The sequence below is a fragment of the Sinomonas halotolerans genome (assembly GCF_039615075.1).
Lineage (GTDB): Bacteria > Actinomycetota > Actinomycetes > Actinomycetales > Micrococcaceae > Sinomonas > Sinomonas halotolerans.
The window spans coordinates 78974-93521 of sequence record NZ_JBDFRB010000009.1 but is presented as its reverse complement, the minus strand read 5'-3'; the positions used below and the strand labels follow the sequence as shown (position 1 = coordinate 93521).

General features: G+C 70.5%; 15 protein-coding genes. 13 read left to right on the top strand and 2 right to left on the bottom strand.

Annotation, left to right across the window (positions count from 1 at the left end):
* Positions 1-10: 10 nt before the first annotated feature.
* Positions 11-253: a DUF5703 family protein gene (locus ABCQ75_RS11360; RefSeq protein ID WP_345885486.1), complete on the bottom strand. Its 243-nt coding sequence runs from the start codon at positions 251-253 to the stop codon at positions 11-13.
* Positions 254-327: 74 nt separating this feature from the next.
* On the opposite strand from ABCQ75_RS11360, the gene ABCQ75_RS11355 reads away from it, so the two are divergent.
* The 3 genes from ABCQ75_RS11355 to mshC are packed head-to-tail and all read left to right on the top strand — an operon-like array spanning position 328 to position 2769.
* Positions 328-600, top strand: a complete 273-nt coding sequence (locus tag ABCQ75_RS11355) for a hypothetical protein (RefSeq protein WP_345885485.1) — start codon at positions 328-330, stop codon at positions 598-600.
* 30 nt (positions 601-630) lie between these two features.
* Complete coding sequence (locus ABCQ75_RS11350; RefSeq protein WP_345885484.1) at positions 631-1470, top strand: undecaprenyl-diphosphate phosphatase; 840 nt, start codon at positions 631-633, stop codon at positions 1468-1470.
* Positions 1471-1479: 9 nt separating this feature from the next.
* The gene (gene mshC, locus ABCQ75_RS11345) at positions 1480-2769 is read left to right on the top strand and encodes a cysteine--1-D-myo-inosityl 2-amino-2-deoxy-alpha-D-glucopyranoside ligase (RefSeq protein WP_345885483.1); all 1290 of its coding nucleotides are present in this window, start codon (positions 1480-1482) and stop codon (positions 2767-2769) included.
* Between the two features lie 28 nt (positions 2770-2797).
* On the opposite strand, the gene ABCQ75_RS11340 is transcribed toward mshC, so the two are convergent.
* On the bottom strand, positions 2798-3700 hold the full coding sequence (locus tag ABCQ75_RS11340) for a PAC2 family protein (RefSeq protein ID WP_345885482.1): 903 nt from the start codon (positions 3698-3700) through the stop codon (positions 2798-2800).
* 58 nt (positions 3701-3758) lie between these two features.
* Between ABCQ75_RS11340 and ABCQ75_RS11335 the strand changes: the two genes are divergently transcribed.
* The 10 genes from ABCQ75_RS11335 (at position 3759) to ABCQ75_RS11290 (ending at position 14527) form a co-directional block, all read left to right on the top strand.
* Positions 3759-4544, top strand: coding sequence for an HAD family hydrolase (locus ABCQ75_RS11335; protein ID WP_345885481.1), 786 nt, complete (start codon positions 3759-3761; stop codon positions 4542-4544).
* Complete coding sequence (locus ABCQ75_RS11330; protein ID WP_345885480.1) at positions 4541-5680, top strand: site-2 protease family protein; 1140 nt, start codon at positions 4541-4543, stop codon at positions 5678-5680. Before ABCQ75_RS11335 ends, ABCQ75_RS11330 begins: the two co-directional genes overlap by 4 nt.
* Positions 5681-5731: 51 nt before the next feature.
* Complete coding sequence (locus ABCQ75_RS11325; protein ID WP_345885479.1) at positions 5732-6760, top strand: tRNA (adenine-N1)-methyltransferase; 1029 nt, start codon at positions 5732-5734, stop codon at positions 6758-6760.
* Positions 6761-6901: 141 nt separating this feature from the next.
* A complete protein-coding gene (gene arc / locus ABCQ75_RS11320; RefSeq protein WP_345885512.1) occupies positions 6902-8650 on the top strand; it encodes a proteasome ATPase in 1749 nt (582 codons plus the stop codon).
* Positions 8651-8658: 8 nt separating this feature from the next.
* Positions 8659-10296: a depupylase/deamidase Dop gene (gene dop, locus ABCQ75_RS11315; protein WP_345885478.1), complete on the top strand. Its 1638-nt coding sequence runs from the start codon at positions 8659-8661 to the stop codon at positions 10294-10296.
* Positions 10297-10425: 129 nt separating this feature from the next.
* Entirely contained in the window at positions 10426-10629 is a 204-nt protein-coding gene (locus tag ABCQ75_RS11310) for a ubiquitin-like protein Pup (RefSeq protein WP_345885477.1), read from the top strand.
* 7 nt (positions 10630-10636) lie between these two features.
* The gene (gene prcB / locus ABCQ75_RS11305) at positions 10637-11446 is read left to right on the top strand and encodes a proteasome subunit beta (RefSeq protein WP_345885476.1); all 810 of its coding nucleotides are present in this window, start codon (positions 10637-10639) and stop codon (positions 11444-11446) included.
* Position 11447: 1 nt separating this feature from the next.
* Entirely contained in the window at positions 11448-12158 is a 711-nt protein-coding gene (gene prcA, locus ABCQ75_RS11300; protein ID WP_345885475.1) for a proteasome subunit alpha, read from the top strand.
* Positions 12159-13535 carry a Pup--protein ligase gene (pafA, locus tag ABCQ75_RS11295; RefSeq protein ID WP_345885474.1) on the top strand — a complete coding sequence of 459 codons (1377 nt, stop codon included), beginning with the start codon at positions 12159-12161 and terminating at the stop codon, positions 13533-13535.
* Between the two features lie 74 nt (positions 13536-13609).
* Positions 13610-14527, top strand: coding sequence for an FKBP-type peptidyl-prolyl cis-trans isomerase (locus ABCQ75_RS11290; protein WP_345885473.1), 918 nt, complete (start codon positions 13610-13612; stop codon positions 14525-14527).
* Positions 14528-14548: the final 21 nt, after the last annotated feature.

The following is a 14548-nucleotide window of genomic DNA, read 5'->3' as shown; positions in this document are numbered from 1 at the left end:
CCGCGCGGGCCTAGGCCGTCCGCTCCACGAGCATCACCTTGCGCCGGAGCCAGTACTGGCGGCCGCCGCCCATGTACAGGCGCGAGCGCTCGAGTTCCCAGCGCCCGTACTCGGAGTGCTCGCGCACACGCTGGCGCGCGTCGGTGAGCGAGTCGCCGGGGCCCACGGACAGGACCAGGTACTCGTACTGCCGTGACACCCCGCTCTTCACCGGGTCCGTGAACGGCGTGGTGGTGAGGATCCGTTCCTTCATGGCCCTCGCTTCCTCAGAATCTCCCCATGGTGCGAATCTCCCCATGGTGCGTTGTTTCAGATTACCGTTGCCCCATGAGCATCGACCCGCGCGTGGCCCTGAGTTCGCTGACAGCCGCTCTCGAGGAACACCTCGTGGCCTCGGCGTCGCGGCGCTCCGACGACGACCCGGCCGTTGAGGCGGCGTACTTCGGCATCGCCGACGCATTCGAGGTCTACGCCGAGGCCCTGTACGACGCCTACGGCGAGGACCTCCCGCTGGACCTCCTCGACACGGACGACGGTGACGAGGACGAGGACGACGAGGACGATGACGACACCGGGGGCGGGGAGGGCGGCGGGCGCTAGCCGCCCGGGCCGCCCACTAGAGTGGCGAGGGTGAATTTCCTCGAAGCGGCCTTCCTCGGGCTCATCCAGGGCCTGACCGAGTTCCTGCCCATCTCCTCGAGCGCGCACCTGCGGATCGTGGGGGAGTTCCTGCCGAACGCCCAGGACCCGGGCGCGGCATTCACGGCGATCACCCAGCTCGGCACCGAGACGGCGGTGATCATCTACTTCTGGCGTGACATCGTGAGGATCGTCGGGGCGTGGTCCGGTGCCCTCACGGGCCGCGTGCCGCGGAACGACCCGGACGCCCGCATGGGCTGGCTCGTGATCATCGGCAGCTTGCCCATCGTGGTCCTCGGACTGCTCTTCCAGGACCAGATCGAGACCGTGTTCCGCAGCCTGTGGATCACGGCCACGACCCTCATCGTCTTCGGCCTCATCCTCGCGGCCGCCGACGCTCTGGGCCGGCGCGTCCGCACGCTCGACCGGCTCGGCACGCGCCACGGGGTGATCTACGGATTCGCCCAGGCGCTAGCCCTCATCCCGGGCGTCTCCCGCTCCGGCGGCACCATCACTGCGGGACTCTTCATGGGCTACACGCGCGAGGCGGCCGCCCGCTACTCGTTCCTGCTCGCCATCCCTGCGGTCTTCGGCTCGGGCCTGTACCAGCTCGCCAAGAGCCTGCGCGACGGGTTCGGCTCGGGCCCGTACGGCCTTGCCGAGACCGCCCTCGCGACCGGGATCGCGTTCGTGGTGGGCTTCGTCATCATCGGGTGGTTCATGCGGTACATCTCATCCAGGTCCTACCAGCTCTTCGTGTGGTACCGGATCGGGCTGGGCGCCCTTCTGTACGTGCTCCTCGGATTCGGGGTCATCACGGCGGGCCACTAGGCTGGTCGGGTGAAGACCTGGCGCCAGACCCCTGTCCCGCAGCTGCCCGGCACCGGCGGCCCCGTGAGGCTCTACGACTCGCGGCTGCAGGACACGGTGGAGATCCCCGCGGCCCCCGAGCAGTCCATGTACGTCTGCGGGATCACCCCCTATGACGCCACCCATCTGGGGCACGCGTCGACGTATGTCGCGTTCGACCTGCTCAACCGGGTGTGGCGCGACGCCGGCAGCACGGTGGCGTACGTGCAGAACACGACCGACGTGGACGATCCGCTGCTCGAGCGCGCGGACGCGACCGGCGTCGACTGGCGCACGCTCGCGCACCAGCAGATCGACCTCTTCCAGTCGGACATGGAGGCGCTGCGGGTGCTCGCACCGGACCACTACATCGGCGCGGTCGAGTCCATCCCGTGGATCGTCCCCGAGGTCGAGAAGCTCCTCGATGCGGGCCTCGCGTACCAGCTCGCCGGCGCGGAGGGGGAGCCCGACGGCGACATCTACTACGACGTGACCGAGGCCACACGCCGCGCCGACTCGGAGGAGGCCTGGCGGCTCGGGCACGTCTCGCACCTCACGGTGGCCGAGATGATCGAGGTGTTCGGCGACCGCGGCGGCGACCCCGAGCGCCCCGGCAAGCACAGCCCGCTCGACCCGATCCTGTGGCGCGAGGCGCGCCTCGGCGAGCCGCACTGGGACGGCGGGACCCTCGGGCCGGGGCGGCCCGGCTGGCACATCGAGTGCACGGTCATCGCGCGGCGCTTCCTGCCCGCGCCCTTCACCGTCCAGGGCGGCGGCTCGGACCTGGCCTTCCCGCACCATGAGATGGGCGCCGGGCACGCGTGGAGCATGGACCACACCCCGCTCGCGAAGCACTTCGCCCACACGGGCATGGTCGGGCTCGACGGCGAGAAGATGAGCAAGTCGCGGGGGAACCTCGTGCTCGTGTCGAAGCTGCGCGCGGCCGGCGTGGACCCGGCGGCGATCCGCGTCGCCATCCTCTCCAACCACTACCGCTCCGACTGGGAGTGGACGCAGGACCTGCTCGACGCCTCGGTGCGCCGGCTCGCGGACTGGCGGGCCGCCGTCGTGCGCGCCCTGCCCGGCTCCGGCGAGCCGCTCCTCGCCGAGCTGCGCACGGCCCTCGCAGACGACCTGGACGCTCCCCGTGCCCTCGCGGCCGTGGACAAGTGGGCACAGGACAGCGCTGCGGGCGACAGTGCTGCGGGCGGCCAGGCGAGCGCGCACGACGGCGGGCTGGTCACCGCCGCGCTCGACGCGCTCCTCGGCGTGGCGCTGTAGGGGGCGGCACCGCCCCGGTGTGCCAGCGCTAGGACTCCCTGCCGGGGTTCTCCTTGCCGCGGCGCTTGAGGTAGCGCTCGAACTCGCGGGCGATCGACTCGCCTGTGGCCTCGGGGAGGTCAGCCGTGTCCTTGGCCTCCTCGAGCTGGTGGATGTAGGCCGCGACCTCGGGGTCCTCGGTCGCGAGCTCGTTGACGCCCCGCTCCCACGCCTCGGCGTCCTCGGCGAGCTCGTTCGTGTCGAGCGGGATCTGCAGGAGCTCCTCGATGCGGTGCAGGAGGGCCAGCTGGGCCTTGGGCGAGGGGGCCTGTGCCACGTAGTGCGGGACGGCCGCCCAGAGCGAGACGGTCGGGGTCCCATGGTGGTCCGCGACGTCGGCGAAGACCCCCACGATCCCGGTCGGGCCCTCGTACTGGCTGGCCTCGATCGAGAGCCGCTCGCGCAGCGTCTCGTCCTCGGAGGTCGCCGTGACGGGGATCGGGCGCGAATGCGGGACGTCGGCCAGCAGTGCCCCGATGACCACGAGGTAGTCCACCTCGAGGTCCTCGACGTACTCGAGGAGCTCGTCCGTGAAGGCACGCCACCGGTAGGACGGCTCCGTGCCCTGGACGAACACGAGGTCGACGGGCAGGTTCTCGAGTCGCGCCGTGGAGACCTTGGTGGTGGGCCACTTGATGCGCCGCCGCCCCGTGCCGGAACGGCGCACGGTGGGGCGGGTGAACTGGAAGTCGTAGTAGTCGTCGGCGTCGATCGCGCCGACCTTCTGCGCAGAGAAGTGCCGGCGGAGGAACCGCAGCGCATCGCTCGCGGCCTCGCCGGCGTCGTTCCAGCCCTCGAACGCGGCCAGCATCACGGTGACCCGTTCGCCGGCCTGCGGCGTCGGGAAGAGACCGGGGTGCGGTGCCGGGGCGTCGGCGTCGAACTCGTTCATCGGTCCAGACTAGCGCCAGCGGCCGGAGGGCCGGCCCAGCCACCGTAGACTTGTCCCCATGCGCCTCCCCGCCCACGGCCCCGCCGAGATCCAGCCTGCCCCGACTGCCTCTGCGCAGAGCGGGCACGCCCCGCTGCGCGCAGTCCTGTGGGACATGGACGGCACGCTCGTGGACACGGAGCCCTACTGGATCGAGGCCGAGCACGAGCTGGTCGACCGCTTCGGCGGGACGTGGACCCACGAGCAGGCGATGCGCCTCGTGGGCCAGGCGCTGCCGACCTCGGCGGGCATCCTGCAGGAGGCAGGAGTCCGGCTCGAGGTGCGCGAGATCATCGACACGCTCACCGCCCGAGTGGTCGAGCGGCTCAGCGAGGCCGTCCCGTGGCGGCCGGGCGCACGCGAGATGCTCGAGGCCCTCTCCGCCGAGGGCGTGCCGTGCGCCCTCGTGACGATGTCGGAGGCGCCCATGGTCCGCCGGATCCTCGGCCACCTTCCCGCCGGGACGTTCACCGCGACCGTGACGGGCGACGCCGTGTCCCAGGGCAAGCCGCACCCCGAGCCCTACGAGCGCGGCGTCGAGCTCCTCTCTGCGGCGCTGGGCGAGACGCTCAGCCCTGCCGACTGCATCGCCGTCGAGGACTCACTGCCCGGGGCGGCCTCCGCCGTTGCCGCGGGCCTGACGACCATTGTGGTGCCCAATGCACTCGCCATCCCCGTGGACCTCGGCGCCGAGCACTGGCAGACCCTCGAGGGCCGTACGCCGGCCGACCTCGCGGCCGTTCTGGACCGGTGTGCCCTCGCGGCCGAGCGCGGCCCCGGCCCGGCGGGGGAGAGCGGTTCGTGAGCGGCGGCCATGAGGCCGAGGGGCGCCGCGAGGGCATCCGCCTCGGCCGGATCGCCGGAGTCCCCGTCATCCTCGCGTACTCGTGGTTCGTCATCGCAGCGTTCACGGTCGTCGTGTACGGGCCCACGCTCCAGGACCGCCAGCCGTACCTCGGGGCAGGCGCCTACCTCGTCGCCTTCGCGTACGCGGTTCTTCTGCTGCTCTCCGTCCTCGTGCACGAGCTCGCACACGCCCTCACGGCGAAGTCCTTCGGCTGGCCCAGCCAGAAGATCGTCCTGAACCTGTGGGGCGGGCACACCCAGTTCGAGGCCTTCACCGCGAGCCCCGGCAAGTCCGTCGCGGTCGCCCTGGCCGGCCCTGCGGCCAATTTCGTGCTCGCCGGCGGCGCATGGCTCGTCGTGACCTTCGTGCACCTCACCGGGGTCGCGGACATCCTCGTGAACATCTTCATGTGGGCCAACTTCCTCATCGCGGTGTTCAACGTCCTCCCCGGGCTCCCGCTGGACGGCGGGCGGATCGTCGAGAGCGCCGTGTGGCGGGCCACCGGCTCGCAGGAGAAGGGCACCATCGCCGCCGGTTGGGCAGGCCGCGCGATCGTCGTCGGGATCATCCTCCTCGGCGTGGTGCTCCCCGGGCTCCAGGGCCAGCCGGTCGACCTGCCGTTCGCCATGGTGCTCATCCTCGTCTCGGCGTTCCTGTGGCAGGGCGCGTCCGCAGCCATCCGGCACGCCGGCATCCGGACCCGGCTCCCCGCCGTCGTCGCGGGCCAGCTCGCGGCGCCCGCTGTCGGCATCCCGAACTCGGCCACGGTCGAGCAGGCGGTCGGCGTCGGCGCCCTGGACGGGATCGCCGTCGTCCTCTGCGCACCGGACGGGAAGCCGCAGGGCGTCATCGACCCCTCCGCCGTGGAGCGGGTGCCCCCCGCGCTCCGTGCCACGACTCCCGTGACGGCGGTCGGCTACGCGCTCGCGCCCGGGTCCTATGTGCCGGAGACGGCGGCGGGGCAGGAGCTCGTGCAGTACCTCGCCCAGCTCTCCGGCACGGAGTATGCGGTCGTGGACGCTGCAGGCCGCGTCATCGGCCTCCTGACCCAGCGGGACGTCATCGCCGCGATCTCCGGCCGCTCCGGCCGCTAGCCTTCCCCCGACCACCCGCCGGCGTCCCGGCGGAGATGCAGAGAGGACACCATGACCGAGAGCACCCAGCCCGCCGCAGCGGACGGACCCACCGGGGCGGCCTTCCGCCGCGGCCCCTTCCGTGCGGGCGAGCGCGTGCAGCTGACCGACGAGCGGGGACGCATGAATACCGTGACCCTCGCCGAAGGCGGAGCGTTCCACACCCACAAGGGCTTCCTGAACCACAGCGAGATCATCGGGCGCCCGGACGGGTCGGTCGTGACCAACACGGCAGGACACCAGTACCAGGCGCTGCGCCCCCTCCTGTCCGACTTCGTCCTGTCGATGCCGCGCGGCGCCGCCGTCGTCTACCCCAAGGACGCCGGCCAGATCGTGACGATGGCGGACATCTTCCCGGGTGCGCGCGTCGTCGAGGCCGGCGTGGGTTCGGGGGCGCTCTCCATCTCGCTGCTGCGGGCCGTGGGCGACGGCGGGTACCTCCACTCGTTCGAACGGCGCCAGGAGTTCGCGGACATCGCGCGCGGCAACGTCGAGACGATCTTCGGCGGCCCGCACCCGGCATGGCGCATCTCCCTTGGCGACTTCCAGGACGAGGTGGTCAAGGCCGAGGAGCCGGGCAGCGTGGACCGCGTGGTCCTGGACATGCTGGCGCCCTGGGAGTGCCTCGACGCCGTCGCGACCGTCCTCGCCCCGGGCGGGGTGTGGGTCAACTACGTCGCCACGGCCACCCAGCTCTCCCGCACCGCCGAGGCCATCCGCGCCGACGGCCGGTTCACGGAGCCCGACGCGTGGGAGTCCATGGTGCGCGGGTGGCACCTCGAGGGCCTCGCCGTCCGCCCCGAGCACCGCATGGTCGGCCACACCGGGTTCCTCCTCGTGACCCGGCGCCTCGCGGAGGGCGTCTCGCCCCTCGTCCGCAAGAAGCGCAACAAGGCCGAGTTCAGCGAGGAGGACCTCAACGCCTGGACGCCCGAGTCCGTGGGGGAGCGGCCCGTCTCGGACCGCAAGCTGCGCCGCGCCGCGCGGGACGCCCGGGCGGGCGTGCCCGGACAGGAGGGCCAGCAGGACACCTCGGTGTAACTCTTCGGTTACCGACCGGCCGCGGGCCCGCCGTCGCGGTCCGGGAGCGCTACTGTCTTTTCATCAGGGCAGATCCGGGCAGTAGACGGATACAGGAACGGTCCGCGCGGGCCAGCCCCAGATGGAGAGGGAGTGATCGCGATGGTGGAGAACGAGAAGGCCGGCAGCGGCCCCGACACGCCGCCGTCGGCGCACGCCGAGCAGCTGGGGATCGCCGAGCGGCAGATCAACGTGCTCCGGGACAAGCTCCGGGCGCTGGACCGGCAGCTGGCCTCGGCGACAGGCAACAACACGCGCATGACCGAGATGCTCAAGGCAGCCAAGGCGGAGATCGTCCGCCTCAAGTCCGCCCTCGAGCATGAGGGACAGCCGCCGTACAGCTTCGGGAGCATCGTCCAGCTCAACCGCAGGCGTCCCGCCGGCGGCGCGGCCGCCGCAGTGACGGATGAGAGCGCGGACGTGGTGACCTCGGGGCGCAAGATGCGCGTGGGCCTGAGCCCCCTCGTCTCGATCCAGGAGCTCAGCGTTGGGCAGGAGGTCCTGCTCAACGAGGCCTTCGAGATCGTGGCCGGCCTCGGATACGAGCGTTCCGGCGAGCTCGTGACCGTCAAGGAGCTCCTCGGGAGCGACCGCATCCTCGTCATCGGCAGGGGCGACGAGGAGCGCGTTGTCCGCCTCTCGGGCCCGCTCCAGCTCGAGCACCTGCGCGTCGGGGATGCCGTCTCCGTGGACAACCGCACGGGCTACGCCCTCGAGAAGGTCCCGCGCTCGGAGGTCGAGAACCTCGTCCTCGAAGAGGTCCCGGACATCAGCTACCAGGACATCGGGGGCCTCGCCTCCCAGATCGAGCAGATCCGCGACGCCGTCGAGCTGCCGTTCCTCCATCCCGACCTCTACCGTGAGCACGGGCTCAAGGCGCCCAAGGGCATCCTGCTCTACGGTCCTCCGGGCTGCGGCAAGACCCTCATCGCCAAGGCGGTCGCGAACTCGCTCGCGGGCCGGGCGATGGAGCGTGCCGGCAGCACCGACGTCAAGAGCTACTTCCTCAACATCAAGGGGCCGGAGCTCCTCGACAAGTACGTCGGCGAGACGGAGCGGCACATCCGGCTCATCTTCTCGCGTGCGCGCGAGAAGGCCTCGGACGGCAGCCCGGTCGTGGTCTTCTTCGACGAGATGGACTCGCTGTTCCGCACGCGCGGGACGGGCGTGTCCTCCGACGTCGAGACGACGATCGTGCCGCAGCTGCTGAGCGAGATCGACGGCGTGGAGCGGCTCGACAACGTCATCGTCATCGGCGCGTCCAACCGCGAGGACATGATCGACCCGGCCATCCTGCGGCCCGGCCGCCTGGATGTGAAGATCAAGATCCACCGCCCCGATGCCGAGGCTGCGGCGGACATCTTCTCGAAGTACCTCACGGCAGACCTGCCGCTGCACCCCTCGGACCTCGCCGAGCACGGAGGGGATGCGGACGCCACGGTGCAGATGATGATCCAGCGCACGGTCGAGGCGATGTACGCGGCGGACAGGTCCACCGAGTACCTCGAGGTCACCTACGCGAACGGCGACACCGAGATCCTCTACTTCAAGGACTTCAACTCGGGCGCGGTCATCCAGAACGTCGTGGACAGGGCGAAGAAGGCCGCGATCAAGGAGCTCCTCACCACCGGGTCGAAGGGCCTGAGGATGGACCATCTCCTGCGCGCCGTCGCGGACGAGTTCCGCGAGCACGAGGACATGCCGAACACGACCAACCCCGACGACTGGGCCCGCATCTCGGGCAAGAAGGGCGAGCGGATCACCTACATCCGCACGATCATCCAGGGCAAGGAAGGCAGCGAACCGGGCAGGACCATCGAGACGACGCCGAGCACCGGCCAGTACCTCTAGGGAGCACGATGACGAGCGACACGAGCGCCGGCCTCCCGGCAGGAGGCGCCCTGCGCGTCATGGGCTCAGAGACCGAGTACGGGATCCACGCTCCGGGACACCTCGGCGCGAATGCCACCTACCTCTCGTCCCAGGTGATTGCCGCCTACTCGCGCGCGACGAAGGGCCAGGGGCGCGCCGAGGCCGGTACGGGCTGGGACTACACCGACGAGTCGCCTCTGCGCGACGCCCGGGGGTGGACGGTGAGCCGTGCGGACGCGACACCGGACCAGCTGACCGACGCCGAGCCCGTCCTGACTGCCGAGGCGGTGGCCCTGGCCCACGGACCGGCGGAGATCGAGCTCGACGGCGACCAGGAGCCCGCGCTCATGAACCTCGTCCTCGGCAACGGGGCCCGTCTGTACGTCGACCACGCCCATCCCGAGTACTCGAGCCCTGAAGTGACCAATCCCCGCGACGCGCTCGTCTGGGACGTCGCGGGGGACTCCGTGGCCCTCGCCGCCGTCCGGGCCCTCGCCACGAGCGAGAGCCCGGTCAACCTGTACAAGAACAACACGGACGGCAAGGGAGCCTCGTACGGGTCCCACGAGAACTACCTCGTGCCGCGCTCGGTGCCGTTCGGGGAGCTGGTCGCCGGCCTTACACCCTTCTTCGTCTCACGCCAGATCGTCTGCGGCGCCGGGCGGGTGGGGCTCGGGCAGGACGGTTCCAAGCCCGGCTACCAGATCAGCCAGCGTGCCGACTACTTCGAGGCGGAGGTCGGCCTCGAGACGACCATGCGCCGTCCCATCATCAACACGAGGGACGAGCCGCATGCGGTCGCGGAGAAGTACCGTCGCCTCCACGTGATCGTGGGCGATGCGAACGTGAGCCACGTGTCCAACTACCTCAAGTTCGGCACCACCGCTCTCGTGCTGAGCCTCATCGAGGCGGGCCGCGCGCCCCAGGTGCGGGTCCACGAGCCCGTCGACGCGATGCACCGCATCAGCCACGACACGTCCCTTGCGGAGACTGTCCGCCTCATCGACGGGCGGCGCGTGAGTGCGCTCGAGCTCCAGTGGATGTACCTCGAGGCCGCTGCCAAGCTGGCGGCGGACGAGGGTGTCGGCGCCGAGCACGGCGGGGACGGCCACACCGCGGACGTCCTCCGGAGATGGGAGGCGGCGCTCACGGACCTCGGCGACGATCTCGATTCGGCGGCCCGCAGCGTCGAGTGGCTCGCCAAGATGCGTGTCCTGGACGGGTACCGCGCGAGGGACGGGCTCGCGTGGGGCGACGCGCGCCTCGGCCTGGTCGACATCCAGTGGTCGGACGTGCGTCCCGAGCGCGGGATCGCGAGGCGCCTCGCCGCCCGCGGCGCGCTCGAGACGCTGGCCTCGGACGACGCCGTTGCTGCCGCCGTCGTCGAGCCTCCGGAAGACACCCGCGCGTGGTTCCGTGGGAAGAGCATCCAGCGCTTTCCCGACGGCGTCGCGAGCGCGAGCTGGGACTCGGTGGTGTTCGCGCCGCCCAACAGCTACCGCCTGCAGCGCGTCCCGACCCGCGAGCCGCTGCGGGGGACGAAGGCGCTGACCGGGCGCCTCTTCGAGGAGCACGCGGACCTGGAGGGGTTCCTCGCGGCGCTCCTCGGGGAGCGGAGGACGTAGCGCGGGGGCGCGGCGCGCAGGGCCTGTGACAGGGCCCGTGACATAGCCGCCAAACGTGGCAGTATGAGGAGCAGGGAGACTGTCAGACCCCGGCGCCGCCCCCACGGCGCCCGACGCAAGGAGATGACCATGGCCGGTCAGGAGCACAAGAGCAGTCAGCCGCGCACCGACGAGGAAGCTGTCGAGGCCGACGTCCCCGCAGCCCCGGCCGCCGGTGCACAGGAGTCCGCGGCCACGCAGGGTGTCGACGATCTGCTGGACGAGATCGACGATGTCCTGGAGACGAATGCCGAGGAGTTCGTCCGCGGCTTCGTCCAGAAGGGCGGCCAGTAGGGCGCCCATGAACGACTTCCTCGCGCAGCGCGTCGTGGCCGGCGCCACCTCGTCCTTCATGGAGCATCTGGCCGCCTCGCGTCCTGACCTCCTGCCCGCTTCCCGGAGCCTGCCTGCGGACGCGTCGGCGATCGCCCCCCACGGCACCACGATCGTGGCCTGCTCTTTCGCCGGTGGCGTACTTATGGCGGGCGACCGCCGCGCGACGATGGGCAACGTGATTGCAAGCCGCCACATCGAGAAGGTGTTCGCTGCGGACCGCTTCTCGGTTCTCGGCATCGCGGGCACGGCCGGTATCGCGATCGACATCGCCCGCCTCTTCCAGGTCGAGCTCGAGCACTACGAGAAGATGGAGGGCACGCTGCTGAGCCTCGAGGGCAAGGCGACGAGGCTCGGGGCGATGATCCGCGGCAACCTTCCCCTCGCCCTCCAGGGCCTCGCGGTCGTGCCGCTCTTCGCGGGCTTCGACCTGGACTCCGGCGTGGGCCGGCTCTTCTCCTACGACGTCACCGGCGGGCGCTACGAGGAGATCGAGCACCACTCGGTGGGCTCCGGCTCCGTGTTCGCGCGGGGCGCGCTCAAGAAGCTCTGGCGTCCCGGCCTCTCGGAGGACGACGCCGTGCGGGTCGCCGTCGAGGCGCTCTACGACGCAGCCGACGACGACTCCGCGACAGGCGGGCCGGACCCGGTCCGCCAGCTCTGGCCCGTGGTTCATACCGTGACCCGCGCGGGCGGCCGCCGCGTGGGGGAGCGGGAGCTCGCCGCGGTCGCCGGCGACGTGATCGCGGCCCGCAGCGTGGCTGGACGGGAGGCGTGAGATGACCCAGCCGTTCTACGTCTCGCCCGAGCAGCTCATGAAGGACCGGGCGGACTTCGCCCGGAAGGGGATCGCCCGCGGCCGCTCGGTCGTGGTGGTCTCGTGTCGCGAGGGGATCGCGCTCGTGGCCGAGAACCCCTCGCCCTCGCTGCACAAGATCGGCGAGATCTACGACCGGATCGCATTCGCCGCCGTCGGCAAGTACAACGAGTTCGAGAGCCTGCGCCAGGCCGGCGTGCGCTATGCGGATGTCCGGGGGTATTCGTACGACCGCGAGGACGTGACGGGCCGAGGCCTCGCGAGCGTGTACGCCCAGAGCCTCGGCGCGGTGTTCACAGCCGAGCAGAAGCCGTTCGAGGTCGAGCTCACCGTCGCGGAGGTCGGGGGCGGGGTCGAGGAGGACCACCTCTTCAGGCTCACGTTCGACGGCTCGATCGCGGACGAGAGCCGCTTCGTGGTGATGGGCGGCGCTGCCGAGCGCGTCGCCGAGACGATGGTCAGGGGGTGGGACGCGCAGGCGTCCTACGGCGAGGCCATCAGGCTCGCGGCAGCAGCGCTGCGCGAAGACCGGACCGACCCGGTCAGCCTCGAGGTCGCCGTCCTGGACCGCGACGCCGAGACCGCGCGGGGCGTGCGCAGGGCTTTCCGCCGGATCACCGAGGACGAGCTCCACAGGTTCCTCGACGACTCGACGACAGACAGGGCCAGCTGAGTGGACCGGCGCATCTACGGAGTGGAGACCGAGTTCGGGATCGCGTACTCGAGCCCCAACGGCCGGCCTCTCGCCCCCGAGGAAGTGGCCCGCTACCTGTTCCGGAAGGTGGTGAGCTGGGGCCGCTCCTCCAATGTCTTCCTCGCGAACGGGTCCCGGCTGTACCTCGACGTCGGCTCCCACCCCGAGTACGCGACCGCTGAGTGCGACGACATCGCCCAGCTCGTCGCGCATGACCGGGCGGGCGAGCGCATCCTCGTCGAACTGATCGGAGAGGCCGAGCGCAGGCTCGCCGAGGAGGGCTTCGACGGGCGGGTGTACCTGTTCAAGAACAACACGGACACCGCGGGGAACTCCTACGGCAGCCATGAGAACTACCTCATCCCGCGGCGGACGGAGTTCGCCCGGCTCGCCGAGATCCTCATCCCGTTCCTGGTCACGCGCCAGCTCCTGTGCGGAGCAGGCAAAGTGCTGCGCACCGCACACGGGCCCCTGTACGCGTTCTCGCAGCGCGCCGACCACATCTGGGAGGGCCTCTCCTCCGCCACGACGCGTTCGCGGCCGATCATCAACACCCGGGACGAGCCGCACGCGGACGCCGAGCACTACCGGCGGCTCCACGTGATCGTGGGCGACTCCTCGATGTCCGAGACGACCACCATGATGAAGCTCGGCACAGTGGACCTCGTGCTGCGCATGATCGAGGCTGGTGTGATCATGCGCGACACCCGCATGGAGAACCCGATCCGCAGCATCAGGGAGATCTCCCACGACATCACGGGCCGCGCACCGGTACGGCTCGCCAACGGCCAGCAGACCACGGCCCTCGAGCTGCAGCGCATGTACCTGGCGAAGGCGGGGGAGTTCGTGCAGGCGAACGGCGCACACACGCCCCATGTGCCGCGCATCCTGGACCTGTGGGAGCGGACTCTGGACGCGGTCGAGTCGCAGGACGCCTCCGCGATCGACACCGAGGTGGACTGGGCGATCAAGAAGAAGCTCATCGACCGGTACATGCAGGGGCACGGGGTGGATCTGGACTCGGCACGCGTCGCACAGCTCGACCTCACCTACCACGACATCAGCCCGGACCGTGGCCTGTTCTTCCTCCTCCAGAAGCGCGGCGACGCGGCGAGGGTGGTCGACGACGCCGCGGTCGCCCGGGCCGTGGCCTCACCGCCCCAGACCACCCGGGCCAGACTGCGAGGCCGCTTCGTCAAGGCCGCCCAGGCGGCGGGCGTCGACTACACGGTCGACTGGGTCCACCTGAAGCTCAACGACCGCGCCCACCACACCATCCTGTGCAAGGACCCGTTCGTGAACGAGGACCCACGGGTCGACGAGCTCCTGGACTCCCTCAGGCCCTTCACAGGCTGATCCGCTAGCCTAGAGTGGCCTTCGCGGCACTTGACCCCCGCCCTCCGGCGGATCCCACCACAGGAAGTTGACCAGTGCGCCGACTCATCGCCCTGCTGCTGCCGCTCGCCCTCTTCGTGGCCGGCTGCGGCGGCTCCGAGCCCACCAGCACCGCGGCAGGAGAGCTAGCGGCCTTCGACTCTCTCAAGGTCACGCCGGGGGAGCAGGCTCCCGCCGTCGAATTCGACAAGCCCCTCGCCGTCAACGAGCAGACCATCAAGATGGTCCACGAGGGCGACGGAGACCGGGTGAAGGAGGGCCAGACCGTCGAGATCGGCTATGTCGCCCTCGACGGGAGAGACGGGAAGGTCCTCAAGGACACCTTCAAGGATGGGGCCACCGAGGAGGTCGAGCTCTCCGAGGACCTCAAGACCAATGGGGCCGCGGTGTACAACGGCTTCCTGGGGGCCAAGGTCGGCTCCTACCTCGCGTTCGCCGCTCCGCCCCAGCAGCAGGCAGGCGCGACCCCCGCGCCTGCGTCGACTCTTCTGGTCATCAAGGTCCTCTCCGCGAAGGACACACCGCAGCCGCTCTCGAAGCCGGAGGGCGAGGCCGTGACCGAGCTCCCCGAGGGCCTGCCCACGGTGACCGAGGACGACAAGGGCGTTCCCCAGATCGACGTGAAGGGCGCGGCGAAGCCGACCGAGCTTGTCTCGCAGGACCTCATCAAGGGGTCCGGGGACACCGTCGAGGAAACCGATTCCGTCGTTGCCAACTACGTGGGCGTGAACCTCTCCGATGGCGTGAAGTTCGATTCGAGCTTCGACCGCGGCGAGCCCGCGACCTTCAGCCTTCAGGGTGTGATCCAGGGGTGGACCAAGGGCCTTGCAGGGAAGAAGGTCGGATCCCGCGTGCTGCTCGTGATCCCCGCCGACCAGGCGTACGGCAAGGAAGGCAAGGGGAAGGCCAAGGGCGACCTCGTCTTCGTCGTGGACATACTCGGCGTCAAGTAGTCTCACCTGCACGGAAACACC

Coding starts and splice junctions, on each gene's coding strand:
- ABCQ75_RS11360 (WP_345885486.1), bottom strand. CDS start 253: ATGAAGGAACGGATCCTCACCACCACGCCGTTCACGGACCCGGTGAAG.
- ABCQ75_RS11355 (WP_345885485.1), top strand. CDS start 328: ATGAGCATCGACCCGCGCGTGGCCCTGAGTTCGCTGACAGCCGCTCTC.
- ABCQ75_RS11340 (WP_345885482.1), bottom strand. CDS start 3,700: ATGAACGAGTTCGACGCCGACGCCCCGGCACCGCACCCCGGTCTCTTC.
- ABCQ75_RS11335 (WP_345885481.1), top strand. CDS start 3,759: ATGCGCCTCCCCGCCCACGGCCCCGCCGAGATCCAGCCTGCCCCGACT.
- ABCQ75_RS11325 (WP_345885479.1), top strand. CDS start 5,732: ATGACCGAGAGCACCCAGCCCGCCGCAGCGGACGGACCCACCGGGGCG.
- arc (WP_345885512.1), top strand. CDS start 6,902: ATGGTGGAGAACGAGAAGGCCGGCAGCGGCCCCGACACGCCGCCGTCG.
- dop (WP_345885478.1), top strand. CDS start 8,659: ATGACGAGCGACACGAGCGCCGGCCTCCCGGCAGGAGGCGCCCTGCGC.
- ABCQ75_RS11310 (WP_345885477.1), top strand. CDS start 10,426: ATGGCCGGTCAGGAGCACAAGAGCAGTCAGCCGCGCACCGACGAGGAA.
- prcB (WP_345885476.1), top strand. CDS start 10,637: ATGAACGACTTCCTCGCGCAGCGCGTCGTGGCCGGCGCCACCTCGTCC.
- prcA (WP_345885475.1), top strand. CDS start 11,448: ATGACCCAGCCGTTCTACGTCTCGCCCGAGCAGCTCATGAAGGACCGG.